Annotated in this window: 30 protein-coding genes; 7 read left to right on the top strand and 23 right to left on the bottom strand. The window is 67.8% G+C overall.

The genetic code is table 11. The features are described 5' to 3' along the window. Nucleotides 1-99 precede the first annotated feature (99 nt). The 4 genes from ACMUOY_RS06715 (at nt 100) to ACMUOY_RS06700 (ending at nt 2530) form a co-directional block, all read left to right on the top strand. Entirely contained in the window at nt 100-669 is a 570-nt protein-coding gene (locus ACMUOY_RS06715; protein ID WP_413891924.1) for a PaaI family thioesterase, read from the top strand. 31 nt (nt 670-700) lie between these two features. After that, nucleotides 701-1114: a lactoylglutathione lyase gene (gene gloA, locus ACMUOY_RS06710; RefSeq protein ID WP_413891923.1), complete on the top strand. Its 414-nt coding sequence runs from the start codon at nt 701-703 to the stop codon at nt 1112-1114. 9 nt (nt 1115-1123) lie between these two features. Next, on the top strand, nt 1124-1588 hold the full coding sequence (gene nikR / locus ACMUOY_RS06705) for a nickel-responsive transcriptional regulator NikR (RefSeq protein WP_413891922.1): 465 nt from the start codon (nt 1124-1126) through the stop codon (nt 1586-1588). Between the two features lie 129 nt (nt 1589-1717). Next, on the top strand, nt 1718-2530 hold the full coding sequence (locus tag ACMUOY_RS06700) for a nickel transporter (protein ID WP_413891921.1): 813 nt from the start codon (nt 1718-1720) through the stop codon (nt 2528-2530). A gap of 130 nt (nt 2531-2660) precedes the next feature. Here ACMUOY_RS06700 and ACMUOY_RS06695 read toward each other — a convergent pair whose 3' ends face one another. After that, the gene (locus ACMUOY_RS06695; RefSeq protein ID WP_413891920.1) at nt 2661-3146 is read right to left on the bottom strand and encodes an OmpA family protein; all 486 of its coding nucleotides are present in this window, start codon (nt 3144-3146) and stop codon (nt 2661-2663) included. 44 nt (nt 3147-3190) lie between these two features. Here ACMUOY_RS06695 and ACMUOY_RS06690 point away from each other — a divergent pair, with 44 nt between their 5' ends. Continuing rightward, the gene (locus tag ACMUOY_RS06690; RefSeq protein ID WP_413891919.1) at nt 3191-3820 is read left to right on the top strand and encodes a gamma-glutamylcyclotransferase; all 630 of its coding nucleotides are present in this window, start codon (nt 3191-3193) and stop codon (nt 3818-3820) included. A gap of 47 nt (nt 3821-3867) precedes the next feature. Beyond that, the gene (gene pdxH, locus ACMUOY_RS06685) at nt 3868-4500 is read left to right on the top strand and encodes a pyridoxal 5'-phosphate synthase (RefSeq protein WP_413891918.1); all 633 of its coding nucleotides are present in this window, start codon (nt 3868-3870) and stop codon (nt 4498-4500) included. Here the strand turns inward: pdxH and ACMUOY_RS06680 are convergent, their stop codons facing one another. The 22 genes from ACMUOY_RS06680 to ACMUOY_RS06575 form a co-directional block, all read right to left on the bottom strand. Next, nucleotides 4501-5460, bottom strand: a complete 960-nt coding sequence (locus tag ACMUOY_RS06680) for an AEC family transporter (protein WP_413891917.1) — start codon at nt 5458-5460, stop codon at nt 4501-4503. 25 nt (nt 5461-5485) lie between these two features. Continuing rightward, a complete protein-coding gene (locus tag ACMUOY_RS06675; RefSeq protein WP_413891916.1) occupies nt 5486-6061 on the bottom strand; it encodes a lipocalin family protein in 576 nt (191 codons plus the stop codon). Between the two features lie 177 nt (nt 6062-6238). Further along, nucleotides 6239-6475 (bottom strand): high-potential iron-sulfur protein, encoded by a 237-nt coding sequence (locus tag ACMUOY_RS06670; RefSeq protein ID WP_413891955.1) that lies wholly within the window; start codon nt 6473-6475, stop codon nt 6239-6241. A 188-nt stretch (nt 6476-6663) separates the two neighbouring features. Continuing rightward, complete coding sequence (locus ACMUOY_RS06665) at nt 6664-7242, bottom strand: DUF3299 domain-containing protein (RefSeq protein ID WP_413891915.1); 579 nt, start codon at nt 7240-7242, stop codon at nt 6664-6666. Nucleotides 7243-7244: 2 nt separating this feature from the next. Continuing rightward, on the bottom strand, nt 7245-7499 hold the full coding sequence (locus ACMUOY_RS06660) for a hypothetical protein (RefSeq protein ID WP_413891914.1): 255 nt from the start codon (nt 7497-7499) through the stop codon (nt 7245-7247). A gap of 4 nt (nt 7500-7503) precedes the next feature. Beyond that, on the bottom strand, nt 7504-8718 hold the full coding sequence (locus ACMUOY_RS06655) for an FtsX-like permease family protein (protein WP_413891913.1): 1215 nt from the start codon (nt 8716-8718) through the stop codon (nt 7504-7506). After that, nucleotides 8715-9395: an ABC transporter ATP-binding protein gene (locus ACMUOY_RS06650; protein ID WP_413891912.1), complete on the bottom strand. Its 681-nt coding sequence runs from the start codon at nt 9393-9395 to the stop codon at nt 8715-8717. Before ACMUOY_RS06650 ends, ACMUOY_RS06655 begins: the two co-directional genes overlap by 4 nt. Before the next feature lie 36 nt (nt 9396-9431). Continuing rightward, nucleotides 9432-9980, bottom strand: coding sequence for a peptide-methionine (S)-S-oxide reductase MsrA (gene msrA / locus ACMUOY_RS06645; protein WP_413891911.1), 549 nt, complete (start codon nt 9978-9980; stop codon nt 9432-9434). Between the two features lie 111 nt (nt 9981-10091). After that, complete coding sequence (locus tag ACMUOY_RS06640; protein WP_413891910.1) at nt 10092-10373, bottom strand: GlsB/YeaQ/YmgE family stress response membrane protein; 282 nt, start codon at nt 10371-10373, stop codon at nt 10092-10094. A gap of 92 nt (nt 10374-10465) precedes the next feature. Then, a complete protein-coding gene (locus tag ACMUOY_RS06635) occupies nt 10466-11332 on the bottom strand; it encodes an isocitrate lyase/PEP mutase family protein (protein WP_413891909.1) in 867 nt (288 codons plus the stop codon). Then, a complete protein-coding gene (locus ACMUOY_RS06630) occupies nt 11329-12738 on the bottom strand; it encodes an FAD-dependent oxidoreductase (protein ID WP_413891908.1) in 1410 nt (469 codons plus the stop codon). The genes ACMUOY_RS06635 and ACMUOY_RS06630 overlap by 4 nt, the downstream gene beginning before the upstream one ends. 40 nt (nt 12739-12778) lie before the next feature. Beyond that, nucleotides 12779-14263: a dihydroorotase gene (locus tag ACMUOY_RS06625; protein WP_413891907.1), complete on the bottom strand. Its 1485-nt coding sequence runs from the start codon at nt 14261-14263 to the stop codon at nt 12779-12781. Between the two features lie 18 nt (nt 14264-14281). Then, nucleotides 14282-14794, bottom strand: a complete 513-nt coding sequence (locus tag ACMUOY_RS06620; RefSeq protein WP_413891906.1) for a 3-isopropylmalate dehydratase — start codon at nt 14792-14794, stop codon at nt 14282-14284. Continuing rightward, the gene (locus ACMUOY_RS06615; protein ID WP_413891905.1) at nt 14791-16065 is read right to left on the bottom strand and encodes a 3-isopropylmalate dehydratase large subunit; all 1275 of its coding nucleotides are present in this window, start codon (nt 16063-16065) and stop codon (nt 14791-14793) included. The genes ACMUOY_RS06620 and ACMUOY_RS06615 overlap by 4 nt, the downstream gene beginning before the upstream one ends. Before the next feature lie 9 nt (nt 16066-16074). Continuing rightward, nucleotides 16075-16995, bottom strand: coding sequence for a tripartite tricarboxylate transporter substrate binding protein (locus tag ACMUOY_RS06610; RefSeq protein WP_413891954.1), 921 nt, complete (start codon nt 16993-16995; stop codon nt 16075-16077). A 75-nt stretch (nt 16996-17070) separates the two neighbouring features. Continuing rightward, complete coding sequence (locus tag ACMUOY_RS06605; protein ID WP_413891904.1) at nt 17071-17781, bottom strand: ABC transporter ATP-binding protein; 711 nt, start codon at nt 17779-17781, stop codon at nt 17071-17073. Further along, a complete protein-coding gene (locus tag ACMUOY_RS06600; RefSeq protein WP_413891903.1) occupies nt 17778-18554 on the bottom strand; it encodes an ABC transporter ATP-binding protein in 777 nt (258 codons plus the stop codon). The genes ACMUOY_RS06605 and ACMUOY_RS06600 overlap by 4 nt, the downstream gene beginning before the upstream one ends. Further along, nucleotides 18551-19546 carry a branched-chain amino acid ABC transporter permease gene (locus ACMUOY_RS06595; protein ID WP_413891902.1) on the bottom strand — a complete coding sequence of 332 codons (996 nt, stop codon included), beginning with the start codon at nt 19544-19546 and terminating at the stop codon, nt 18551-18553. Before ACMUOY_RS06595 ends, ACMUOY_RS06600 begins: the two co-directional genes overlap by 4 nt. Further along, nucleotides 19543-20427, bottom strand: a complete 885-nt coding sequence (locus tag ACMUOY_RS06590; protein ID WP_413891901.1) for a branched-chain amino acid ABC transporter permease — start codon at nt 20425-20427, stop codon at nt 19543-19545. Before ACMUOY_RS06590 ends, ACMUOY_RS06595 begins: the two co-directional genes overlap by 4 nt. Nucleotides 20428-20493: 66 nt before the next feature. After that, a complete protein-coding gene (locus ACMUOY_RS06585) occupies nt 20494-21708 on the bottom strand; it encodes an ABC transporter substrate-binding protein (protein WP_413891900.1) in 1215 nt (404 codons plus the stop codon). A gap of 21 nt (nt 21709-21729) precedes the next feature. Then, the gene (locus tag ACMUOY_RS06580) at nt 21730-22539 is read right to left on the bottom strand and encodes a GntR family transcriptional regulator (RefSeq protein ID WP_413891899.1); all 810 of its coding nucleotides are present in this window, start codon (nt 22537-22539) and stop codon (nt 21730-21732) included. A 152-nt stretch (nt 22540-22691) separates the two neighbouring features. Beyond that, complete coding sequence (locus ACMUOY_RS06575; RefSeq protein WP_413891898.1) at nt 22692-23582, bottom strand: LysR family transcriptional regulator; 891 nt, start codon at nt 23580-23582, stop codon at nt 22692-22694. Between the two features lie 127 nt (nt 23583-23709). On the opposite strand from ACMUOY_RS06575, the gene ACMUOY_RS06570 reads away from it, so the two are divergent. Beyond that, nucleotides 23710-24894: an acyl-CoA dehydrogenase gene (locus ACMUOY_RS06570; RefSeq protein WP_413891897.1), complete on the top strand. Its 1185-nt coding sequence runs from the start codon at nt 23710-23712 to the stop codon at nt 24892-24894. Nucleotides 24895-25062: the final 168 nt, after the last annotated feature.

Below are 25062 nucleotides of genomic sequence, written 5' to 3'. Positions count from 1 at the left end.
GCGGGGTTCGGGACTGCCATGTCCGTCCACCCTGTCAGAGGCCTGGCTTTAATTGCAGCTACAATCATTGTATCTGCAATCTAATGTTCCGGAGCGATCATGACCCACCATCCCCATAACCACCTCGAACAATGGCTGGCCGACGAAGCCGCCGTGAAACAGCGCATGGACGCCGGCCCGGGCCCCGGGCTGGCCACGACGGAGCAGATTGCCGGCAAGACCGGGCTGGAAGTCATGCAGGGTCTGCTGCGCGGCGAGTTGCCTTACGCGCACATCGCCCGGACGCTGGACTTCACGATGGTCCATGTGGAGAAGGGCCATGCCGTGTTTCAAGGCACGCCGGCGCTGGCGCACTTCAACCCGCTGGGCACGGTGCACGGCGGCTGGTTCGCCACGCTGCTCGACTCGGCGCTGGGCTGCGCGGTGCACACCATGATGCCGCCCGGGCGCGGCTACACCACGGCCGAGCTCAGCGTGAACATCGTGCGCGCGCTCACGCTCAAGGTGCCGCGCGTGCGCGCCGAGGGCCGGGTGATCCACTGCGGCCGCCAGCTGGCCACCGCCGACGCGCGCCTGGTCGGGCCCGACGGCACGCTCTACGCCCATGCCACCACCACCTGCCTGGTGTTTGACGTGCACCACAAGCCGCCCGGCGGCGCGACCGAATAGACTTCAGGCCCATCCACTGAAAGGCCAGTCCATGCGTTTCCTCCACACCATGCTGCGGGTGGGCAACCTGCAGCGTTCCATCGATTTCTACACGAATGTGGTGGGCATGACGCTGCTGCGCCAGTCCGAAAACCCCGAGTACAAGTATTCGCTGGCCTTCCTCGGCTTCGAGGGCGGCAACCCCGGCCAGGCCGAGATCGAGCTGACTTACAACTGGGGCGTGGAAAGCTATGAGATGGGCACGGCTTACGGCCACATCGCGCTGGCCGTGCCCGATGCCTACGCCGCCGTGGAAAAGATCAAGGCCGCGGGCGGCAACGTGACGCGCGAGGCCGGTCCGGTCAAGGGCGGTACGACCGTGATCGCCTTCGTCACCGACCCCGACGGCTACAAGATCGAACTGATCCAGCGCGCGGAGGGTGCAGCGGGCGGCGGCCTGCGCTGAGCACGCGCCATGGAACGCTTCACGATTTCGCTGGACGAGGCGCTCGCGCAACAGTTCGATGCGCTGATCGCGGCGCGGGGCTACAGCAGCCGTTCGGAGGCGGTGCGCGACCTGATCCGCGGCGCCATCGAGGGCGACCGGCAGCGCGACCCACCGTCCGGGCACTGCGTGGGCAACCTTTCCTACGTGTTCAACCACCACCAGCGTGAACTGGCCGAGCGGCTGACCGGCCTGCAGCACGAACACCACGACCTCACGGTGGCGGCCATGCACAGCCACCTGGACCACGAGAACTGCCTGGAATCGGTCATCCTCAAGGGCCCGACAGCCGCAGTGCGCCAGTTTGCCGATGCCCTGATGGCGCAAAGCGGCGTGCGCCACGGCCAACTGAACGTGATCGCCCTGGAAGCCGAACACCACCACGCGCACGATGCGCACGGCGCGCCACACGTGCACTACCGCCCGGCGCGCTGAGCCCGTGTAGGTAATTCGGCGCAGGACGGCCCTGCCTGCAACGGGCGCTGCAGCCCGACGGCGACTGCGGCTGAATCTGCCCAGGCCCCGCCCGTTGTGTGATAATTTTTTCAAACTTCACACAACACCATGCAAGCCCCGCCCGCCGACTGGCTGTCGCTGTTGCTCCTGACTTTCGTGCTGGGCATGAAGCATGGCTTTGACGCCGACCACCTGGCCACCATCGACGGCCTGACCCGCCACAACGTCCGCGTGCGCCCCGCCCTGGCCCGCTATTGCGGCACGCTGTTCTCGCTGGGGCACGGCGCGGTGGTCATGGCCATCGCGCTGGGGGTCTCGGCAGCGGCGGGCCAGTGGGCGGTGCCGCAGTGGTTTGGCACGCTGGGCGCGCTGATCTCGATCGGCTTTCTGGCCGCGCTGGGCATGCTGAACCTGGCTGCGGTGCTGCGCGCCGGTCCGGATCAGGTGGTGCAACCGGTCGGCGTCAAGGGCCGCCTGCTGGGCAGCCTGCGGCATGTCTCGAATCCTCTTGCCGTGGCGCTGGTGGGCGCGCTGTTTGCGCTGTCCTTCGACACACTCTCGCAGGCCGCCTTCTTCGCACTGGCCGCCACGCAGTTCGGTGGCTGGCAGCATGCGCTGGTCCTGGCGCTGCTGTTCATGTTGGGGATGTTGCTCACCGACGGCATCAACGGCCTGTGGATCGCCCGCCTGATTCGCCGCGCCGACCAGACCGCGCGCATCGCCTCGCGCGTCATGGGGCTGGTGGTGGCTGGCGTCAGCCTGCTGGTGGCGGCCTTTGGCGCGGCCAAGCTGCTGCTGCCGGGCGTGGATGCATGGAGCGAGGGCCGGGAACTGCAGTTTGGTGCTGCGCTGGTGGCCGTCATTGCCCTAAGCTTCCTGGCTGCGATGCGGCTGGCGCGGCGCCCTGCGGTCGCTGCCTGAAGTCCCTCCTCGCCGCTCCCGAATACTCCTTTTTTTGCAGCACACACTGACCCATTGACGGTGGGTTAAGGCCAAGTTGGCCACAAAAAAGCCCGGCAAGCCGGGCTTTTCTTGCTGAGCCGGCGGGCGCTTACTTCAGCGTCACTTCCACGCGGCGGGCTTCGGCGGCGGGGCCGGAGGCCAGCGCCTGTTCGGGTTTCTTCAGCTCGACCTTGTCTTCGGCCACGCCTTGGGTCACCAGCACGGCGCGCACGGCCAGCGCGCGCTGCTTGGCCAGTTCGGCATTCTTCTGGGGGTCGCCAGAGGCATCATGGAAGCCGCTGATCACGGCCATCTTGCCGGCGGCCACGGCCTTCACGACCTCGGCCAGCGCCTGCGCGGCCTCGGGCGCCACGTCGGCCTTGCCGATGACGAAATAGAACTTGACGACGCCGTTCTCAACCTTGACGGTGGCCACTTCCTCGACCACCACGACCGCAACCGCCGGCGCCTTGGCCGCGGGCACCAGGTTTCGCGTGTAAATGCTGATACCGATCACCAGAGCAATCACCAGGGCAATCACGCCAAAAACCACGCCCAGAACCAGTCCCTGGTTGTCATCATCGGAAGAAAACATCGCTCAAGCTCCAAAAATAGATGCGCCGATTGTAAAGTGCCACCATGACACAGCCTGACAGCGCGAGCGCGCCCGTCCCGCCCTTCCTGCGCGACCCCGCGCCCATGCTCGCCAGGATTCGCGGGCAGTGGGCGGGCCACCAGGCTGGCGGCGGCCGCCATGCGGACCTGTGGATCTTCGGCTACGCCTCGCTGATCTGGCGGCCCGATTTCGAATCCACCGAGCGCCATGCCACGCGCGTGCACGGCTGGCACCGCGCGCTGAAGATGTGGAGCCGCATCAACCGCGGCACGCCCGAGCGCCCGGGCCTGGTGTTCGCGCTGCTGCCCGGTGGCAGCTGCCAGGGCATGGTGTACCGGGTGCCCCACCGCGAGGCCGACGCGGCGCTGGCCGCGCTGTGGGCGCGCGAGATGCCCACCGGCGTGTACGACCCGCGCTGGCTCCCCTGCCAGACGCCGCACGGGGCGGTGCCGGCGCTGGCGTTCACCCTGTCCCGCCGCAGCCCGAACTACACCGGCGACCTGCACCCGCAGCAAGTGCGCGAGATCTTCCGCGACGCCCGGGGGCGCTACGGCACGACACTGGACTATGCGCGCCAGACCTTCGACGCGCTGCGCCAGCATGGCATCCATGACCGCAGGCTTGCCCGCCTGCTGGACCTCGCCGGCAACTGAAGCCGCCCCGGGCACGCCCCCGCCAGGGCCCTGCCTATACTGACGGCATGAACATTGCCGACATCCGCAAGAGTTACGAGAAGGCTGAACTGAGCGAAGCGCACTCGCAGGCCGACCCGCTGATGCAGTTCGACCAGTGGCTGAAAGAAGCCATTGCCTCCGAAGTGCCCGAGCCCAACGCCATGACCGTGGCCACCGTGGGGCCCGACCTGCGCCCCAGCACCCGCGTGGTGCTGATCAAGGGCTATGACGAGCGCGGCATCGTCTGGTATACCAACTACGAGAGCCAGAAGGGCCAGGAGCTGGCCGGCAACCCCTACGCGGCGCTGCAGTTCCACTGGGTCGAGCTGGAGCGCGTGGTGCGAATCGAAGGCCTGGTAGAAAAGGTCAGCGCCGAGGACAGCGACGCCTACTTCGCCACCCGCCCGCTGGATTCGCGCATCGGAGCCTGGGCCAGCCCACAGAGCCAGGTCATCCCGGACCGCACGGTGCTGGTCACTGCCGCCGCGAAATACGGCGCCAAATTCCTGCTGCACCCGCCGCGCCCGCCACACTGGGGCGGCTACCGCCTGAAGCCCGACACCTGGCAGTTCTGGCAAGGTCGCAAGAGCCGCCTGCACGACCGGCTGCGCTACCGCCGTGAAAACGATGCCTGGGTGCGCGAGCGGCTGGCGCCGTGATCAGCCCGCCAGTTTCGGCAACAGCGCCATCACCAGCGACACGCTGAGCAGCGCCAGCACGGTCGAGACAGCCACGCTGGCCGTCACCAGGTCCTCGCCCTTGCGGTAACGCTGCGAGAACAGGAACACGTTCGCCCCCACCGGCAGCGAGGCGGCCACCACCATCACCGCCAGCGGCATGCCGCGCAGGCCGGCCAGCCAGCCGGCCGCGCCCATCAGCGCCGGGTGCAGCAGGGTCTTGATCAGCGAGATCACGAACGCACCTCTCAGCTGCGCGCCGATGGCCGCCTGCGCCAGCGTCACGCCCACCAGCACCAGCGCCACCGGGCCGAAGGCGTCGCCCAGCAGCTTCAGCGGCCGGTCGATCACCGGGTGCAGGCCCCAACCGGTCTGGGCATAGAGCAGCCCGGCGATGATGGGCAGCGGCACCGGGTGAATGACCGCGTTCTTCACCGCCTGCCCCACGGTCAGCAGCAGATGGCGCGGCTCGGCACGGCCGGCGCGCGCGTCTTCATGCGCCACCAGCAGCTCCAGCACCACGGTGGCAAAGGTCAGCAGCACCAGCGCGTGCATCGAGATCAGCGTGAACAGCTGCACCAGCCCGGCCTCGCCATAGGCCAGCGAGACCAGCGGCACGCCGATCATCAGCGTGTTGCTGAAGATCGCTGCCAGCGCCAGCACGGCGGATCGGCTGGTGAGCCCCTGGATCAGCAGCAGGGCGATGAACAGCGCGCCGGCCACGAGGTAATACAGCGCCACCGACTTGAAGTCGAGCCGCTCGATGTGCACCGAACTCATGGTGCGAAACAGCAGGGCCTGCGTGAGCACCAGGAACACCAGGTTCGACAGGTCGCGCACACCCTCGCCGCGGATCAGCCGCGCCTTGCCGGCGACGAAGCCGATGGCGATCAGCAGCACGACCGGCAGCAGCGAGGACAGGACGGGGTGGTCGAGGGTCATGAGCCGCCGATTATCGGCGGCAGGTTCAGGCGTCCGGTCGGGTTTGCGCGACCCAGATCAGCTGGTCCACGTCGATGCCGAGCTTGCGCGCCTGCGCCAGCACCTGCTCGCGAACCTCCGGCGTGAGCTGTTTGTCCCGCGCCAGGATCCAGACGTAGCCGCGATCCGGGCCCACCACGAGGGACCAGCGGTACGACGGATCGAGCGCCGCCACGTTGTAGCCGCCATAGAACGGGCCGAAGAACGACACCTTCAAAGCGCCGCGATTGGCGTCGCCGGTGAACAGGGCCTTGCCAACGGCTTCCTTCCAGTCCTGCCGGGCCGTGTCGAAGCCGCGGTTGACGACCTGCACGCTGCCGTCAGGCTGCAATCGGTAGGTGGCGCTGACCTCGCTCAGGCCCCGCTCGAAGGAGTGGTCCATGCGGGCGATCTCATACCACTTGCCGGCATAGCGGTTCACATCGAAGGGGCTGACGACCGTGATGCCGTCCGGCGGTGCGGTGGAGCAGCCGGTCAGGCCCAGCAAAAGGGTGAGCATCAGGGCCAGCCAAGCGCGCATGCCGCGAACGGGGCAACAGGAGAACGCAAGAAATTCTTTCATCTCGGTGTTGTACCGCAATGGGGCAACGCCTTTTGTGCGCAAGGGCACTCACGCCCAGGGAGGCGGCCAAGAAAAAGACCCGAGGTCGCCTGAAAGCGACACTCGGGTCTGTCCGTCCTCGCGATCACCGGGGAGGCCTGCGACGGCGCGGCCCCGGCGAAAGGATTCAAGCCTGGATCAGGCCTTCTTGGCGTAGGCCTGGCACCAGCCCTTGGCCGTCACGTCCTTGCCGGGGAACAGGGCGCAGGGGCCGCTGGCGGCACCGGCCTTGCCTTGGTACAGCGCGCAGTTGGCGCAGGTCTGGCCGGCGGCGTACTTGGGGTACTTCTTGACGTCGACCTTGGTCGCGTCGGCCTTGTAGCCTTGCGCCGCAGCGGCGGGATCGGTTTCGGACAGGGCAGCGCCCTGGGCCATCGCCTGGCCGGCAGCCAGAACGCCGGTGCCCAGGCTGAGTTGAACGATGAATTCGCGACGATTGGTCATGGGAGATTCCTGCAATGGGTTGAAAACAGTCGCCTAGCCAGCCGAAACGCACAACCGGCAGACCCGCGTATTTTGCCGCAACCCCGCGGCACGGCCATGATCCAGATCAATCCAGTCGGTTACTTGACCGGCTGGGCGTCGGTCATCCGGTAGTACAGGCCATAGGGATCGTCGGCCAGCACATGAAAGCGCCCTTCGACCACCACGGGCTCCATCGTGGCCTTGACCGGCGTCTTGCTGCGGACCTCGACCATGCTCTCCGGGCCGCCCGGCGTGCAGAAACCGCAGGTCAGCGGCACCGAACTCAGCAGGAAATGGGTCTGCTTCTCGCCGGGATCCAGCGGCAGCATGAAGCCCTGGATGCGCTGGGACTTCTGGTTCAGCTGCAGCTGCGCAGCCTCGAAGGCCGGCAGGATGCGGTTCTTTTCGGCCTTGGTCTTCACGCTCGTCAGCACCGACCAGGGCACGACATCCGCGCGCGACGCCAGCGGGGCGTAGGGGCTGTCGGGGCTGTGCACGCCGGCGCCGGTACCGGCCGGAACGCCCAAGGCGGCAGCGCCCGCCGGCGCGGGTGCGGGGGCGGCACTCTTCTGCGCCGGCTTGACCCCCGGCATGGGCGAACTCAGCTGCGCGCGGGCCGAACCGCCCGCCAGCAGCGCCGCGGCCGCCAGGAGATGGACAAGGGGTAGAGGTCTCATGGTCAGTGCTCGTGTTTCATCCCGCAGTATTTGCCAATGGCCAGACCCTTGCAACTGGCCTGAAGTTCCTTGTAGCACGCATCGGCCTTCTTGCCGGACTCCAGGCACTTGGCGGCCGCCTCGTGCGCGGCCGCCATGGCGCGGTGCCGGGCCACGTCTTCCTTGACCTCCTTTTCGCTGTGTTGCGCTATTGCATTGAGAGCAAACAATGACCCAAGGATGCTGGGAAGAAGCCATTTTTTCGTGAAATTCAACATATTGTCACCTTGCGTTCAACAGTCGGGCCACATCGACCCGGTAGGCGCTGATGGCGGGCAGCAGCGCCGCAAGCAGGGCCACGCCCACGGCTGCCACCGGCACCCAGACCTCCAGCGGCACCCATTGCCAGCCGTCCACCACGACCGATTTGTCGGCCTGCAGGAACCATCCTGCCACAGCGGTCAAGCCGTGGCCCGCCAGCAGCCCCAATGCCGAGGCCAGCAGCGCCAGCCACAGTGCCTCGCACAGCAGCAGCGCGCCCAACTTCCAGGGTGGCGCCCCCAGCATGCGCAGCATGGCCAGGTCCGAGCGGCGCTCGCGCACGGCGCTCCACAGCGCGATGAAGACGCCCAGCGCCGCCGTCATCAGCAACACCGCGCCAAAGCCCTGCAGCACCCGCGTGCCGACGCCGACCATGCCCAGCAGCCGCGTGATCTCGACCGCCGGCGCGGCCGACTGCATGTCGGTGCTGCTGTTCACGTAGCGGGGAAAGGTCACCGCCGCCAGCGGCGTGGTGTAGCGGATCAGCGCCATCGTCACCTCGCGTTCGGCCTCCAGGGCTTCCCGCTCTTCCTTGTCCAGCGGCGTGTCGCCGCTGTGCATGTCCTCGTGCACCTTCCAGACGGACTCCGTGGCCGTGAGGATCAGCCGGTCGAGCACACAGCCGCAGGGCGCCAGCACGCCCGCGACGGTGTACGGCGTGTGGCCATGCGCATCGCCCCCGCCGCCCAGGCCATGCGAGCCTTCAAAGCGGTCGCCGGCCTTCAGGCCCGTGGCGGCCGCCACCTGCGCGCCGACCACGGCCTGCATCGGCGCGGCCCAGATCGCGCCCTGCGCCAGCGTCGCCTGGTAGTGGGTGATGTAAGCCGGCGTGGTGCCGACGATGCGAAAGCCCCGGAAGCTGTCGCCCAGGCTCAGCGGAATGAGCTGCGCCACCTGCGGGTGCTTCGCCAGCGCCTGCACGTCGGCCAGCGGGATGTTGCCCGGCGGCACGTCGATGTGGAACACGCCGGCCAGAATCAGCTGCATTGGGCTGCCCTTGGCGCCCACCACGACGTCGATGCCCGCCAGATCGCGCTCGAAGGCACGGTCCATCTGGTGGCTGGCCAGCAGCACGAAGGTGATGGAGCCCAGCCCCAGCGTCATCAGCAGCAGGTTGAGCCCCGCAGCCAGCGGACGGGCCCACAGGTAGCGCCAGGACAGCACTACGGTATTCATAGCGGACCAGGACCCATCGACGCTGGGTTGATGCCATTCTGGCTTGAAAAAATCAGTTCAGCGGCCTGCGGCAGCGCCTCGGCCACCCGGCGGTCGTGCGTGGCAATCACCAGCGTCGCGCCGCAGGCTTGCGCGCTCTGGCACAGCAGGCCCAGCGCCGACTCACACGCCGCGTCGTCCAGACTGGCCGTGGGCTCGTCGGCCAGGATCACGCGCGGCGCACGCAGCACGGCGCGCGCCAGCGCCACGCGTTGCGCCTGCCCGCCCGAGAGCTGCGCGGGCAATCGCCGCGCCAGTTCGCCCACGCCCAGCGCGTCCAGCGTGCGGGCGATCGCCCTATGGTCCACCGGAAGCCCCGCCGCGTAATAGACCAGCGCCAGGTTGCCGGCCACGCTCAGCGCGTCGCTTAGGTACAGCTTTTGCGGCAGCAGGCCGATGGCCCCCGCGCGCCAGGCGTCGCGGGCGCGCCCGCTGAGCGGGCGCAGCGGCTGGCCCGCCACGATCATTTCGCCCTCGGTGGCCGTCAGCAAGCCGGCCGCCAGCGCCAGCCAGGTCGATTTGCCGCTGCCCGAGGGCCCGCGCAGCAGCAGCATGCCGCCCTGCTCGATCCGCACATCGTCAAAGCGCAGCCCGGCTCCGCCGGGATAGCCATAACGCAAGCCAAGGGTTTCGATCATGCGGATGACGGTGCAACGCGCCGAGCGGCGAAAGGCTCAGCTTTTCGCAAGCCTTGAGAAGGTCTTGCGGAACTTGGCCACCTTGGGCGCGGCCACGGCCATGCAGTAGCCTTGGTAGGGGTTCTTCTCGAAGAAATCCTGGTGGTAGTCCTCGGCCGGCCAGTAGTTCGCCAGAGGCAGCACCTCGGTGACGACGGGGGCGCCAAACAGTTTGTCCTGGCTCATCTCGCGGATCAGGTCGTCGGCCAGGGCTTTCTGTTCGGGCGTGGTGAAGTAGATGCCGCTACGGTACTGCGTGCCGGCATCGTTGCCCTGGCGGTTCAGCGTGGTGGGGTCGTGAATCACGAAGAAGATCTCCAGGATCTCCCGCGTGCTGATCTGTGTCGGATCATAGCTCAGCTTGACGACCTCGTTGCAGCCGGTGCGACCGGTGCAGACGCCTTCGTAGCTGGGCCGCTCGAACTGGCCGTTGCTGTAGCCGGACTCGACATCGGTGATGCCACGCACGTCCTTGAACACCGCTTCGGTGCACCAGAAGCAGCCGCCGCCGAGCACCAGGGTTTGGGGGGATGAGGTCACAAGCATTCTCCTTCGGCAAAAGCCATGAGTCGGCCAGCCGAGGGCGATCTTACGACGCGCGCAGTTCCCGCAAGAGCGCGAAGGGCGTTGGCAGGCAAAGGCCGGCCCCCGTCACCGTCATTCGCGTCGGCGCGACGGGCTCTTGCCGTGGCGCAGGGGGCCCACGGCCTTGCGCATGGCCTTGAGGATCAGCAACAGGGTCACCGCCCCGGCGATCGCAAGCCCGAGCGAACGGACAGAAAAGACCTTGTCGTTGACGATCCCCGTACTCAGCATGGCGGCCACAAAGTCGCCGCCGATGAAGGCGCCGAAGACACCGACCGCCACGTTTTCAAGAATCAGGACGCGGTCGCCATGGGCCATCATCAGCCCCGCTGCCCAGCCGATCACACCGCCCACCACACACCAGATATAGGGATTGATAAGGACCTCCGTCCCGTTGAAGGCCCATGGTGACAGCTTTCGGGTCCCCTGTGTGGCTGTTTGTGCCTTCAGTGCGGGTTTTCGTACCGGCGACCGGTTTCCAGCAGCTCGGGCGTGCCGATCAGGCGGTTCAGGCCATCGAAGTCGAGCATCCGGCCCTGCCAGGGCGCCGTGGTCTGGTCACGGTGCAGGCTGGCGTAGTAGTCCTGCAGCGTGTGCGCCACCGCGCGCGCCGTGCCACCGGGAAAAATCACGATGCGAAAGCCGCGCCGGCCCAGCTCACCCGAGTCCTGCACCGGCGTCTTGCCGCCCTCGACCATGTTGGCCAGCAACGGCACCCGCGCGGCAAACCGGCTGCAGGCCGCGTCCATCTGATTGGGCGTGCGCAGCGCCTCGATGAACAGCGCGTCCACGCCGCAGGCCAGATACGCGTCGGCACGCTCCAGCGCGGCGTCCAGCCCCTCGACGGCCAGCGCATCGGTGCGCGCCAGGATCAGCGTGCCGGCGCTGTGGCGCGCATCGAGGGCGGCGCGCAGCTTGCCGCACATTTCGCCGACCGGAATCACGGTCTTGCCGTCCAGATGCCCGCAGCGCTTCGGGAAGCCCTGGTCCTCGAGCTGGATCATCGCGGCGCCGGCGCGCTCCAGGCCGCGCACCGTGCGCTGCACGTTGAGCGCGTTGCCGAAGCCGGTGTCGGCATCGACGATGACCGGCACGGCCACGCGCTCGGTGATGCGCGCCAGCGTGTCCTGCACTTCGGTGAAGGTCGTGAGGCCCACGTCGGAGCGGCCCAGCCGGGTGTAGGCGATCGACGCGCCCGACAGGTACAGCGCCTCGAAGCCGGCCTGCTCGGCGACCAGGGCGGTCAGCGCGTCGTAGACGCCGGGGGCGAGCAGCGGCTGAGCCTGGGCCAGCCGGGTCTTGAGCGTGTTCATGCGTTCACCATTCCTTTCGCCGTTTCCGCCGCGATGGCGCCACCGGCCACCGCGCTGAGCAGGCCGTTGCCCGAGAGATAGCCCCAGACCGCGTTGCCCGAGACGCCGCGCGCCGCGCCGCCCGCCGCCAGCAGGTTGGCAAACGGCGTGCCGTCGGCGCGCAGCACGCGGCAGCGGGCGTCGATGTCCAGCCCGCCCTGGGTGTGGAACAGCGCCCCGGTCACCTTGATGGCGTAGTACGGCGGCAACAAAGGCCGCCGGACGCCCGCCCGAGGGGCATTGACGCCATTGATTGAATCTTTTTGGTCATTCCCCAGCGTGGATAGGTCATTCATTGCTATGATTTTTTCAGTGGCGCAACCGATCAGCGCGGCCAGCGCCGGCGCATCGGCGCAGGTCTTCAGCGCGCCGGCCGCCTCGGCGGCGCAGAAATCGGGAAAGCCGCGCGCCAGTGCCAGGATCGGCCCGTCGAACACGTCCCAGGCCACGCCGCCGGGCTGCGCCAGCACATGGACGGCTGCCTCCGAATAGCCTTCGGTCTCGTCGTGGAAACGTTCGCCGCGGGCGTTGAGCTGCACGCCGCCTTCCATCATCACCGCCCAGGTGATCAGCGCGCCCTGCGGGATCGCCCACGAGCCATGGCCCTGGTAGCCGCCCAGATCGGCCAGCCGCGCGCCGAGCGAGCGGCCCCAGGCGATCGCGCTACCGTCGTTGCCGGTGTGGCCGGCGAACAGCGCATCAACCATCTCGGGCAGCAACTCGCGCACCATCGCCGGGTTGCCGCCAAAGCCGTTGCAGGCCAGGATCAAGGCGTCGCAGCGCAGCTGCTCGACGCGCCCGTCGGGCCGCTCGTAGCCGACGCCGGTGATGCGCCCGGCCCGGTCGACCCAGAGTTCGCGCACCGTGGCCTGCGTCACGATGTCGGCGCCCGCCGCCGTGGCGACGCGCTCGAGCTGCGCCACCAGCGCCGCGCCGGTCTTCTGCGGCACGGCGTGCATGCGGCGCACGCTGTGGCCAGGATAGAGAAAGCCGTCGAGCACTTCGAAGGTGATGCCGTGCCGGGCCTGCAGCGTGTCGAGCGCCGCGCCGATGCGCGCGGAAAACGCCGCGACCAGATGCGCCGCCGCCGTGCCATGGGCCTTGGCCTGGATGTCGGCGGCGAACTGGGCCGGGCTGTCCTGGATGCCGGCGGCCTGCTGCATGGCCGTGCCGGCCGCCGGGATGAAGCCGGACGACAGCGCGGTGGAGCCCGAGGGCTGGGCATCGCGCTCCAGCAGCACGCACTCCACCCCCGCGTCGCGCAGCGTGAGGGCCGCGACCAGCCCGCAGGCTCCGGCGCCGACGATGGCCACGGGGATGTGCGGCGCGTCGGGCGCCGGCGTGCCGGTGCGCACGGCCGGATTCATCGGGCCTGCCTCGACAGGCCCGGCGCGAACGGCCGGCGCGTCATGCCGTCGGGCGGTGCAGGTACTGGCCGCGCGGCTTGCCGATGACCTCGCCGCCCAGGTAGATGAGGTGGCCGCGCAGGAAGGTTTCCTCCACGCGCGCCGACAGCTCCAGCCCCTCGAAGGGCGTGTAGCCCTGGGTCGACGGTGAATCCTTGGCCGCGATGGTCCAGGTCTTGGCTGGGTCCACCAGCGCGAGGTCGGCGTCGAAGCCCACGGCAATGTCCCCCTTGCGGTTCAGGCCATAGCGCTGCGCCGGGTTCCAGCTGGTCACGCGCGCCATGTGGTTGTAGCCCATGCCACGGCGCGTGCCCTCGCTGACCAGCGCGGGCAGCAGGTACTCGGTGCCGCCGAAGCCGCTCTTGGCCATCCAGATGTTGCCGAAATAGTGCTTCGGGATCTTCATCTCGTGGCGGCAGCAGGCGTGGTCGCTGACCACCCAGTCGAGCTCGCCGGCCAGCAGCGCGTCCCACAGGAACTCGACGTCCTCGCGCGGGCGGATCGGCGGGTTCACCTTGGCCAGCTCGGCGGCCTTCGAATTGATGTCGAGCATCAGGTGGCCGATGGTCACCTCGCGCTTGAAGTCGATGTGCGGGAACACGTCGGCCATCATCATCGCGGCCTGCACCGCCTTGCGCGACGACAGGTGCAGCAGGTTGATGTTGGGCAACGCGGTCTCGTGGGCCAGGTAGCTCGCGATGAACACTGCCAGGCCTTCGGAATGCTGCGGGCGCGAGGCGCTGTAGGCGGCCAGGCCCATGCCCGGTTTCTGAAACGATTCGTCCTTCTCGACCAGCTTGGTGTAGGCCGTCATGACCTCGGCGGTCTCGCAGTGCAAGGAGAGCGAAATCTGCCGCGCCCGCTCGGGAAACTGTTCGCGGGCCGCCTGCACGCCGCGCATGATGAACTCGAAATGCGCGTAGTCGTAGCGCTCGTCCTCGCCGATCATCAGGAACTCGCGCTGGCTGTTGGACGCGCCGTGCAGGCCGTGCGAGCCGTAGAACATGAAGATCTTGAAGCTGGAGACGCCGTACTTTTCGATCAGCTCTGGGATCTCCTTGATGTGCGTGCCGTCCATGGGCGCGAGGTGAAAGCCGTAGTCCACATGAAAGCGGCCCTTGGACGTCTTCAGCACCTCGGGGTAGAACTTCTTGTACGGCCCGCCCTTGTTCAGGTAGTACTGGCCGGTGCGGAAGTAGTTCAGGCTCGACGTGACCCCGCCCATCGCGGCGGCCTTGCTCTCGGAGACGGCGTCCTCGATCAGCGGCGAGTAGATGCCGCTGTGCATGTGGGCGTCCACCACGCCGGGGAAGGCCAGGCGGTGCTGGCCGTCGTGCACCTTCTTCGCGCGGGCCACGTCGATGCCCGGCGCGACCAGCGCGAACTGGCCATCCTTGATCGCGATGTCGCTGTCGTGCACCACGTTGCCGTGCGGCCGCACGACGCGCACGTTCTTGATGAGCAGGTCGAATTCCGGTGTCGTCATGGTTTCTCCTTGGAAGGTTCAGAGGCGGGATGAGGCTTGGGCGGCCAGACGCTGGCGCAGCTGGGGCAACAGGCCCCCGGCCTGCGCCATCGCCAGCAGGAAATCGGGCACGGGCTCGCAGGCCAGGGCGCGGCCGTCCGGCAGCACGATTCGCAGGGGCGAGCGTTCGATGGCGAGCTGCGACTGGCCCTGCAGCGACGCGGCGTCCGCGCAGGTCAGCAGCAGCAGGCCGAGGTTGAAGGCGTTGCGGAAGAACAGCCCGCCATAGCTGGGCGCGATCACGGCCGCCACACCCAGGTGCACGAGCACCGCTGCGGCTTGCTCGCGCGATGAGCCGATGCCGAAATTGCGCCCGGCCACGATCACATCACCCGGGCGCACCTCGCGGGCAAAAGCGGGCGCGAGGTTTTCCAGGCAGTGCGGCGCGATGCCTTCGACGCCCAGCTGCATGTACGCGCCGGGCGCCAGCGCGTCGGTGTCGACGTCTTCGCCGAGCTGCCAGACGGTGTGCCACAGCAGCGCCGGGTTCATGCCAGCACCTCGCGCGGATCGGTGATGCGCCCGCGCAGCGCGGAGGCGGCCACGGTGTAGGCCGAACCCAGATACACCTGCGTACTCGGCGGCCCCATGCGGCCCTTGAAGTTGCGCGCCGTGCTGGAGATGACAGTCTGGCCCTCTGCGAAGCTGTCGCCGTAGCCCGCGCAGGCGCCGCAGGCGCTGGGCAGGACGACGGCACCCGCGTCGGTGAGGATCTGCATTGTGCCTTCGGCCTCGGCCTGCGCGCGGTCCTTCAGGCTGGCCGGTGCGACCAGGAACTGCACGCCGCTGGCGACCCGGCGCCCCTTGAGCACCTGCGCGGCAAAGCGCAGGTCGTCGAGCTTGGCGCCGGTGCACGCGCCGATGTAGGCCACGTCGATGCGCGTGTCGGCGTGCGCGGCCAACGGCACGCCGTGCGCCGGGCTGTGCGGCGCGGCGAGCTGGGGGCTGAGGGCGGCCGCGTCGAAGTCGTGTTGCACGTCGAAACTGCTGGGGTCGGACGCCCAGTCCATGGCATCGCCGTCGCCGGGCAAGGGCGCCACGCCGGTCTCGCGAAGCCATTGCCAAGTCACGTCGTCGGGCGCCACCAGGCCAGTCTGCGCGCCGAGCTCGGCGCTCATGTTGCACAGGGTCATGCGCTCCTGCATCGACAGCGCGCGCACCGCGTCGCCCGTGAACTCCACCGCCTGGTAGTCGGCGCCGTTCATGCCGAAGCGCGCGATCATGGACAGCATCATGTCCTTGGCACAAACGCCCGCGGCCAGCCGCCCGGACCAGTGCATCGCGATCGTCTGCGGCACGCGCAGCCAGATCTCGCCGGTGACCACGACGCCGAGCATCTCGGTGCTGCCGATGCCGAACATGTAGGCGCCGAACGCGCCGCCCGTGGGCGAATGCGAGTCGCCGCCCACGCAGAACAGGCCGGGCCGGATGTGGCCGTGCTGCGGCACCACCACGTGGCAGATGCCCTGGCTGTCGTAGACATGCGGCAGCTGCTGCTCGCGCGCCCAGTCGCGGGCGATGCGCACGATGCGCCGCGCGGCCTCGTCGCGCTCGGGCACGTAATGGTCCATCACCAGCACGACTCTGGACTTGTCCCAGATCGTGGCGCCGAGCTCTTCGAGCATGGGCTTGAGACGCCGCGGCCCCGACGAGTCGTGGAACATCGCCAGATCGACGCGGCAGGTGACGATCTCGCCGAAGCGCACCGAAGCCTGGCCCGCGGCGCGGGCTATCAACTTCTGGGCCAGGGACTGCGCCGTCATGGCCGCTCCCTATTCGGGCTTCGCGCCCGAGAACTTGACGACCTTGGCCCAGCGCGTGATTTCGCTCTGCACGAAGCGGCTGAACTCCTCGGGGCTGTTGCCCACCGGGATGTAGCCCTCAGTCTCCAGGCGCCGCCGCACCTCGGGCGAAGCGACGGCCTTGCGCGCCGCGTCGCTCATCTTCTTCGCCAGCGCCGTGTCCATGCGGCCCGGCGCGAACAGTCCGAACCAGGCACTCGACTCATAGCCCGGCAGCACCTCACTGATAGCCGGCACATCGGGGAAAGCCGCCAGCCGGGTGGCGCTGGTCACGCCGAGCGCTTTGAGCTTGCCGGCCCGGACCTGTGCCTGCGCATTGCCCACCGCCGCGAACATCAGCTCCACCTGTCCGGCCAGCACGTCCTGGATCGCCGGCGCGGTGCCCCGGTAGGGAATGTTGACGATGAAAACGCCCGACTGCATCTTGAAGGCGTCGCCCGCCAGATGCAGCGACGAACCGACCGAGCCGATCGCGAAATTGAGCTGGCCGGGCCGGGCCTTCGCGAGCGCGATCAGCTCGCGCACGTCCCTGGCCGGCACCGAGGGATGGGCCACCAGCATGGATGGCGAAGTGGCCACGCAGGTCAGCGGCGTGAAGTCCTTGACCGGATCGAACGGCAGGCCAGGGTAGAGTGAGGCGTTGATGGCGTGGCTGGTGAAGCTCATCAGCAGCGTGTTGCCGTCGGGTGCTGCCTTGGCCACCGCGTCGGCGGCGATGTTGCCGCCGGCGCCCGGGCGGTTCTCGACGATCACGGTACGCGACAGCTGCCGGCCCATTTCGCTGGCCAGCGCGCGCGCCAGGGTGTCGGTGGAGCCGCCGGCTGGCGCGCCCACGAGGATGCGCACCGGCGGCAGGGTCTGGCCATGCACGCTGCCCGCTATCAACACCATAGCTACCAATGACCAAAGTACGCTGGGAAGGCGGCGAAATCTTTTCAAAAACAGGTGGTTCATGGTCGTGCGGCCTCAGACACCGAGGTAGGCCAGGCGCAGTGCGTCGCTGGCGAGCAAGTCCGCGCCCGTGCCGGAAAAAAGGATGGCCCCGTTCTCCAGCACATAGGCGCGCTGGGCGATTTCCAGCGACTGGCCCACGTTCTGCTCAACCAGCAGCACCGCAAGGCCTTCGCGGTTGAGCTGGCCGATCAGGGCGAACATCTCCTCGACCAGCAGGGGCGACAGGCCCAGCGAGGGCTCGTCCAGGATCAGCAACCGGGGCTCTGCCATCAGGCCGCGGCCGATGGCCAGCATCTGCTGCTCGCCACCGCTCATCGTGCCGGCCATCTGCGTGGAACGCTCCTTCAGGCGCGGGAAGATCGCAAACACGCGCTCCAGGTTGGAGGCGCGGCGTTCGCGGGCGCGGGTGAACGAGCCGAGTTCCAGGTTTTCCAGCACCGAGAGGTTGGGAAAGATCTTGCGGCCTTCAGGCACCTGGATCAGCCCGGCCTTGACCACGTCGCGGTAGTGGGCGCCGCTGAGATCCTTGCCATCGAACAGCACACGGCCGGCCCAGGCCGGGTAAATGCCGCACAGCAGGTTGTTGAGGGTGGACTTGCCGGCGCCGTTGCTGCCCAGCAGCGCGACGATTTCACCCGCATCCACATGCAGGTCGACACCGCGCAGCACCTCGACCGCGCCGTAGCCGCCGCGCAGGCCCTGGATGTCGAGCAGGGCCGTCATGCCACGTCCCCTGCGGCAGCCGCAGCCGCAGCCTGCCGGCGCAACTTGGCTGCGGTGCCATGACCCAGGTAAGCCTCGATCACCGCGGCGTCGGACGTGACCTCGGCCGGCGAGCCTTGCGCGATCAGCTGCCCCTGCGCCAGCACCCACACGTGCTCGGCCAGGTTCATGACGGCCTGCATCACGTGCTCGATCATGAGCACGGTTACACCCGATTGCGCGATGCCGCGCACGACCGGAATCATGTCGCCAATCTCCTGCGGGTTCAGCCCGGCCAGCACCTCGTCGAGCAGCAGCAGCTTGGGTTGCGTCGCCAGCGCGCGAGCCAGTTCCAGCCGCTTGCGCCCGGCCACGGTGAGGTCGGCGGCGGGCTTGTCGAGCTGTGCCGCCAAGCCAACGCGCTGTGCCACGGCCTCGGCCGCGGCCAGCGCGGCCACACGCCGCGGCTCATGCAGGTGCGCGCCGACGGCGATGTTCTCGCGCACGGTCTGGGCGGCGAAGGGCTGCACGATCTGGAAGGTGCGCGCCAGGCCCTGGCGGGCATTGAGGTCGGGGGCGCGGCCGGTGATGTCCTGCCCGTCGAACTCAATGCGGCCGCTGTCGGGAATCAGGAAACCCGACATCAGCGCAAACAGCGTGGTCTTGCCCGCGCCATTGGGGCCGATCAAGGCCGTCAGGCTGCCTTGCGGCACGGCCAGGCTGACGTCCTGCACCGCCTTCAGCCCGCCAAAGCTGCGCGACACGCCAGTCAGCGTCATCAGCGCGGCGCTCATTTTGTGCGCCCCTTCCACAGTTCGCGCACGCTGCGCCCCAGGCCGCCAAGGCCGCGCGGCGCGAACAGGATCATCAGCACCAGCACAACACCGTAGATCACCATGTTGATGCCCGGCAGTTGGCCGAACAGGTTGCGCGTGAGGTCGGCCAGCACATGCAGCGCCAGCGCGCCGATCAGCGGCCCCCACAGCGTGCCCATGCCACCCACGATGGCGCCGACCAGCGCCTCCACCGAGGTGTGCGCGCCGTAGGCAATGCCGGGGTCGATGTACTGGAACGCCTGCACGTAGAAGGCCCCGCCTGCGCCCATGAAACCACCGGACAGCGCAATGGCACCGAGCTTGATGCGGAACGGGTTCACGCCAGCCGCGCGTGCGGCATCCTCGTTGTCGCGCACGGCCTGCAGGTAGGCGCCGAAGCGGGAGTGCCGCAGCCAGCAGGTCACGAGCAGCGCCAGCACCACCAGCCCGAGCACCATCAGGGCAAAGCCGCGGCGCGAGCCGAACTGCATGTTGCCGAAGCCTTCGCGCAGCGGCACCATCAGGCCGACGCCGGCGCCGGTGAACGGCACCGACAGCGCGACGATGCGGAACACCTCGGCAAAGGCCAGCGTGACCAGCGCAAAGTACGAACCCTTCAGGCCATAGCGAAAACTTAAAGCGCCGACGAACACGCCCACGCCGGCGCTGGCCAGCACGCCCAGCGGCATCGCAAGCCAGGGATTCAGCCCGCCGTCGAGCTGCGCGATCGCCTGCACATAGGCGCCGGTGCCAAAGAACAGCGCGTGGCCGAACGAGAACTGCCCGCCATAGCCGCCCAGGATGTTCCAGGCCTGCGCCAGCAAGGCGGCATACAGCGCCATCATCACAAAATTCAGCGCCACGCCCGAGTCCAGAAGGTTCAGCAGCAGCGCAACACCCACCGCAAAGATGGCAATGCGCAGCAACTCCTTGTGCAGGGCGGGCATCGGGGTCCGGGTACCGCCCGTCATGCCTTGGCTCCGAACAGCCCCTGGGGCCGGAACAGCAGCACCGCGATGAAGAGCAGAAAGATGCCGATCTGCCCCAGCGATTCGCCCAGCAGCAGGCCGCCGAGCGACTCGACCACGCCGATCAGCAGTCCGCCCAGCAGGGCCCCGGAAAAACTGCCCATGCCACCGAGCACGACGATGGTGAAGGCCACCAGCACGAAGCCGTTGCCGACCTGCGGATTGACGTAATAGGCCGGCAGCAGGAAGCACGCCGCCGCACCCAGGCAGGCCAGCCCGATGCCGAAGCTCATGGCGTAGACATGCTCCACGTCGATGCCCATGAGCTTGGCCCCGTGCTTTTCCTTCGCCACGGCGCGAATCGCGCGGCCCAGGTCGGTGCGCCCGACGATCAGCATCAGCACGGCGGAGGCCACCAAAGCGCCACCGAAGGCCACCAGCTTGGGCAAAGCGATCATGGCCTGCGCGAAGCCGATGTTGATCGGCACCGTGGTCAGTGTGTAGGCGGTCTCGATGGTGCGGGTGTCCGACTTGAAGAACAGCAGCGCCAGGTTCTCCATGACGATCGACAGGCCCAGTGTGACCAGCAGGATGTTCTCGTCCTTGCCATGGCTGGCGCGATTGATCACGAGGCGCTGCATGGCGTAGCCGAGCACGAACATGCCCGGCACCACCAGCGGCAGCGCGAGGTACGGATCAATGCCCGCCGCCTCCTTGAGCCAGTAGACCGCGTACAGCGCCAGCATCAGCGCCGCGCCGTGCGCGAAGTTGATGATGTGCAGCACGCCATAGATCAGCGTGAGCCCCAGCGCGATCAGCGCATAGACCGCCCCGGTGGTCAGGCCGTTGAGGATGGACGGAAACAGGATGGACAGGTCGGTCATGGTCGTGCGCGCGGCCCGCCGCCGAGGGAGCTGCGGGCCCCGTGCGGTTGCGGGAGTAGCCGGGCTTCAGGACTTCATCGGAAACACCGGGTCGGCCTGCCGGTATTCGCGCGGCACGATGACCTTGATGTCGCCGCCCAGCACCTGCGTCATCAGCGGCTGCGCACCGGTGTTCTGCCCGTTGACCATCTTCGTCGGCCCGTAGGGCATGAAGTGGTCAGAGAACGTGCTGTCGGCCAATGCCGCGGTGATGGCCGCGCGGTCGGTGGACTTGGCGCGGTTGATGGCGTCGGCAAGGTACATCATGGCCGTGTAAGTGTTGAAGATCTCGTAGGTGAAGAACAGGCCCTTGGCCTCGACCCGCTTGCGCAGGGCCAGCGCGCGTGCATCTTTCGGGTTGTACCAGTGGTTGCAGTCGATGATGCCGTTGGCCGATTCAGGGGCTTCCTTGACGAACTTGAAGCTCGACGCGGCGCCGCCGAGCACCGAGTAGATCGCTTTCGGCGTGACCTTCTGCTGCTGCATGGTGCGCACGAGCAGCGCGTACTCGTTGTAATAGTTGGCCGGGATCACGATGTCCGGGTTCAGCGACTTCATGCGCAGCACGATGTTGTTGAAGTCGCGCGTCGGGTTGGCGTGCTTGATGACTTCCTTGACCTCGAAACCATAGCCCGGCAGTTCGCGCGCCAGCAGGTTGCCGGTGCCGGTGCCGAACAAGGATTCCTCATGGATGATCATCACCGTCTTGGCCGGCTTGCCCGCGGCGGTGTTCAGCACGTGAAGGTTCGTGATGGCGACGCGCGCGCACACGCCGTAGCCGGGACCGAAGCGGAAGGTGTTCTTCAGCCCGCGCTCGACGATCTGGTCGGCCACGCCGACATCGACCACATGCGGCAGGTTGTACTTGGCGGCCGCCTGGGTGGTGGCCAGGCAGATCGCCGAGGCGTAGGCGCCGAGCACGGCCGAGACCCCCGCTTCGTTCATTTTTTCGACTTCCGCCGCGCCAACCTGGGGTTGCGACTGCGCGTCACCCAGCAGTGGCTCGATCTTCGCGCCGCCCAGCGCCTTGATCCCCCCCGCCTTGTTGATGTCCTCGATGGCCATCAGTGCGCCCTCGCGGCACTGCTGGCCGGAAAACGCCAGCGCTCCGGTGACCGGATGCAGCACGCCGATCTTGACCGGCTTGGGCTGGGCGCCCCCCACCATCGGGAATGCCAGCGCGGACGCGGCGGCGGTGGCCTGGGCCATGAAATGGCGGCGATTGCGAACGGTAGTGCTCATGGGCTCTTCTCCTGGGGTTGATCAATGAAATTGCGCGGAAGCCTCGCGGCTGACCCATACCTTGGCGTCGATGTCACCGACCCGTGACAACTGCATCTGGTATTCGTAGCGGTCGGGCCGGTACAGGCCGTGCAGATACTGAACCGGCCTGTCCCGGGTGTCAAAAACGAGGCGGCGCACGGCCAGCAGGGCCGAACCGACCGACACGCCCAGCTGTTCGGCCACCTGCGCATCGGCCAGCCGGGCCGAAATGGTCTGGTGGGCCCGCCCGACATGCACGCCGGACTCTTCCAGCAGCACGAGGATGGGTTTGTCCGCCAGTTCACGCTCGCCAAAACCGGCGGCCAGCGCCTGCGGGACCCACGTCGTGATGTGCGAAAGGGGGCCTTCGGCCGTGAAACGCACGCGCACCGCCTTCTGCACGCCGTCACCGGTGACGATCTGAAGTGCCCGCGCCACCGGTTCGCTGGCCGACACCACGTCCACTTCCAGCACCCGCACGCTGGTATGGCGGCTGACCGACACCAGGTTTTCCAGCAGCCCGGTCAAGCGGTCCGGCCCGCCGGGCTGGCTCGCATCAACCCCGGCACCGGCCACGGCAGCCCGGTCCTTCGGCGCAATCGGGCGGGTGCCGCGCCCTGCTTCGCGGGCGATGAGGCCTTCGGAGGCCAGGCGCTCCAGCGCCCGCCGGACCGTGACCCGGGCCACCGAAAACTGCTGCATCAGCGCAAGTTCACCGGGCATCCCGTCGGCGAAACGCCCCTCTTCAAGCTGCTCGCGCAGCACCAGATAGATCTGGTGGTACTTGGGCAGGGGCAGGACCGGCGTCATGCGCACCATCGTCCGACGGTTCTAATGTCCTGTCAATAGGACATTTACGCGGGCACCCAGCCTTCAGGGTTTTGCCGGGGTTCACGACTCGCAGCGCGGTGTCGAAGACGCCCTGCGACGGGCATCGACGCCAACCGGCTCCTGCCCGGTGTTCAGGACTGCCGGTCGGCCACCTGGCGCACCGCTTGGGCGAAGGCCTCCAGGGCCGGGCGGCCGGCGTCGGCTTTCCACAGGCAATAGGTGTCATAGGTCGGCGCATCACCCTCCACAGGCACAAACACCGCGCCAGCGATGGCCGACTGATGCAGCGCTTGCGGCACAAGAGCGACCCCGAGGCCTTGCGCAACGAGGCTCACCACGCTCAGCCAGTGCTGCAGTTCGTGCAGGATATCCGGCACAAAACCGGCGGCGGCGCAGGCGGCCAGGATCTGTTCGTGATAGTCCGGCGACACCTGGCGCGAGACCAGCGCAAGCGGCTCACCGACCAGTTCGTCCAGACCCAGCCGGCTGCGCGACGCCAGGGGGTGCGTGGCGCTCAGGCAGGCCACGAACGGTTGTCGCGAAACCCGGATCTGCGACACCTCGGGCGGCACTTGCGTGGTGTGAACAAAGGCCAGGTCGAGGCGGCCCTGGGAAAGCTCGACCAGTTGCTCGCGCGAGCTCAGCTCACGCAGCACCACCCGCAGGCGGCGCTCGTCCGCGTGAAACGCCGCCAGGATCTGCGGCAGGCCCCGGTACAGCATGGTGCCCGCAAAGCCGATGCGCAGGGTGCCGGCCAGGCCCTGGTCCACATCGCGTGCCTGCCGGGCCGCGGCCTGTGCGTGCTCCAGCAGCCCGCGCGCGGCCGGCACGAAGGCCAGTCCGGCCTCGGTGAGCTGCACGCCGCGGCTGTTGCGCGTGAACAGCCGGGCACCGACCGACGCCTCCAGCTGCTGGATGTTCAGCGACAAGGGCGGCTGGGAGATGGCCAGCCGCTGCGCCGCGCGGCCAAAGTGCAGCTCTTCGGCCAGCACCAGGAAATAGCGCAGGTGGCGAAATTCCATAAATATGAATTTTGTATTGATGAATACCTAATTGATATTAGACAGGTATTCATGGTGCCGCGACAATTGCCGGATCGACGGCCCCCCCTTTTTCCAAACCCACCCCGTCGCATCGAGGAGACACGCCATGGCCACTGCCAAGAACACGTTCAGCTGGGAAGACCCCTTCCACCTCAGCGCCCAGCTCACCGACGACGAGCGCCAGGTGCAGGAGGCGGCCCGCGCCTACTGCCAGGAAAAACTGCTGCCGCGCGTGCAGATGGCCTTTCGCAACGAAACCAACGACGCCTCCATCTTCCGCGAGATGGGCGAGCTGGGCCTGCTGGGCCCCACCATCCCCGAGCAGTACGGCGGCGCCGGCCTGAACTACGTGTGCTACGGCCTCGTGGCACGCGAGGTGGAGCGCGTGGACTCCGGCTACCGCAGCATGATGAGCGTGCAAAGCTCGCTGGTGATGGTGCCGATCCATGAATTCGGCAACGAAGCCACCAGACAGAAATACCTGCCCAAACTGGCCACCGGCGAGTGGATCGGCTGCTTCGGCCTGACCGAGCCCAACCACGGTTCCGACCCCGGCAGCATGATCACCCGCGCCCGCAAGGTGGACGGCGGCTACAGCCTCTCGGGTGCCAAGATGTGGATCACCAACTCGCCGATTGCCGACGTGTTTGTCGTCTGGGCCAAGGATGACGGTGGCCAGATCCGTGGCTTTGTGCTCGAAAAAGGCTGGAAGGGTCTGTCGGCCCCCGCCGTGCACGGCAAGGTGGGCCTGCGGGCCAGCATCACCGGCGAGATCGTGATGGACGAGGTGTTCGTGCCCGAAGAAAACGCCTTCCCCGAGGTGCGTGGCCTGAAGGGCCCGTTCACCTGCCTGAACAGCGCGCGCTACGGCATCGCCTGGGGCGCCCTGGGCGCGGCGGAGGATTGCTACTTCCGCGCCCGCCAGTACGTGCTGGACCGCCAGCAGTTCGGCCGCCCGCTGGCCGCCAACCAGCTAATCCAGAAAAAACTGGCCGACATGCTGACCGAGATCACGCTGGGCCTGCAGGGCTGCCTGCGCCTGGGGCGCATGAAGGACGAAGGCACGGCCGCCGTCGAGATCACCTCCATCCTCAAGCGCAACAGCTGCGGCAAGGCGCTGGACATCGCCCGCCTGGCCCGCGACATGATGGGCGGCAATGGCATCAGCGACGAATTCGGCGTGGCCCGCCACCTGGTGAACCTGGAGGTGGTCAACACCTATGAAGGCACCCACGACGTGCACGCACTGATCCTGGGACGGGCGATCACCGGGATTGCGGCGTTCAACTGAGTTTTTCTGATCTTTTCGGCCCGATCCCGGCGCCGATGGGTCACTGACAGCTACAAAAACAGGACCGATTCAGGTCCTGTTGGTTTTTCTGCGCCGGGCAGCTTTACAAAAATTTGCCCGCCCGCCATCGCCGGGCAGGGCTTGCAGCGGACCCTCGCGGCTTGACGC

Source organism: Candidatus Skiveiella danica, assembly GCF_022705245.1.
GTDB classification, from domain to species: Bacteria; Pseudomonadota; Gammaproteobacteria; order Burkholderiales; family Burkholderiaceae_C; genus Skiveiella; species Skiveiella danica.
This window is presented reverse-complemented; position numbering and strand designations above follow the sequence as displayed.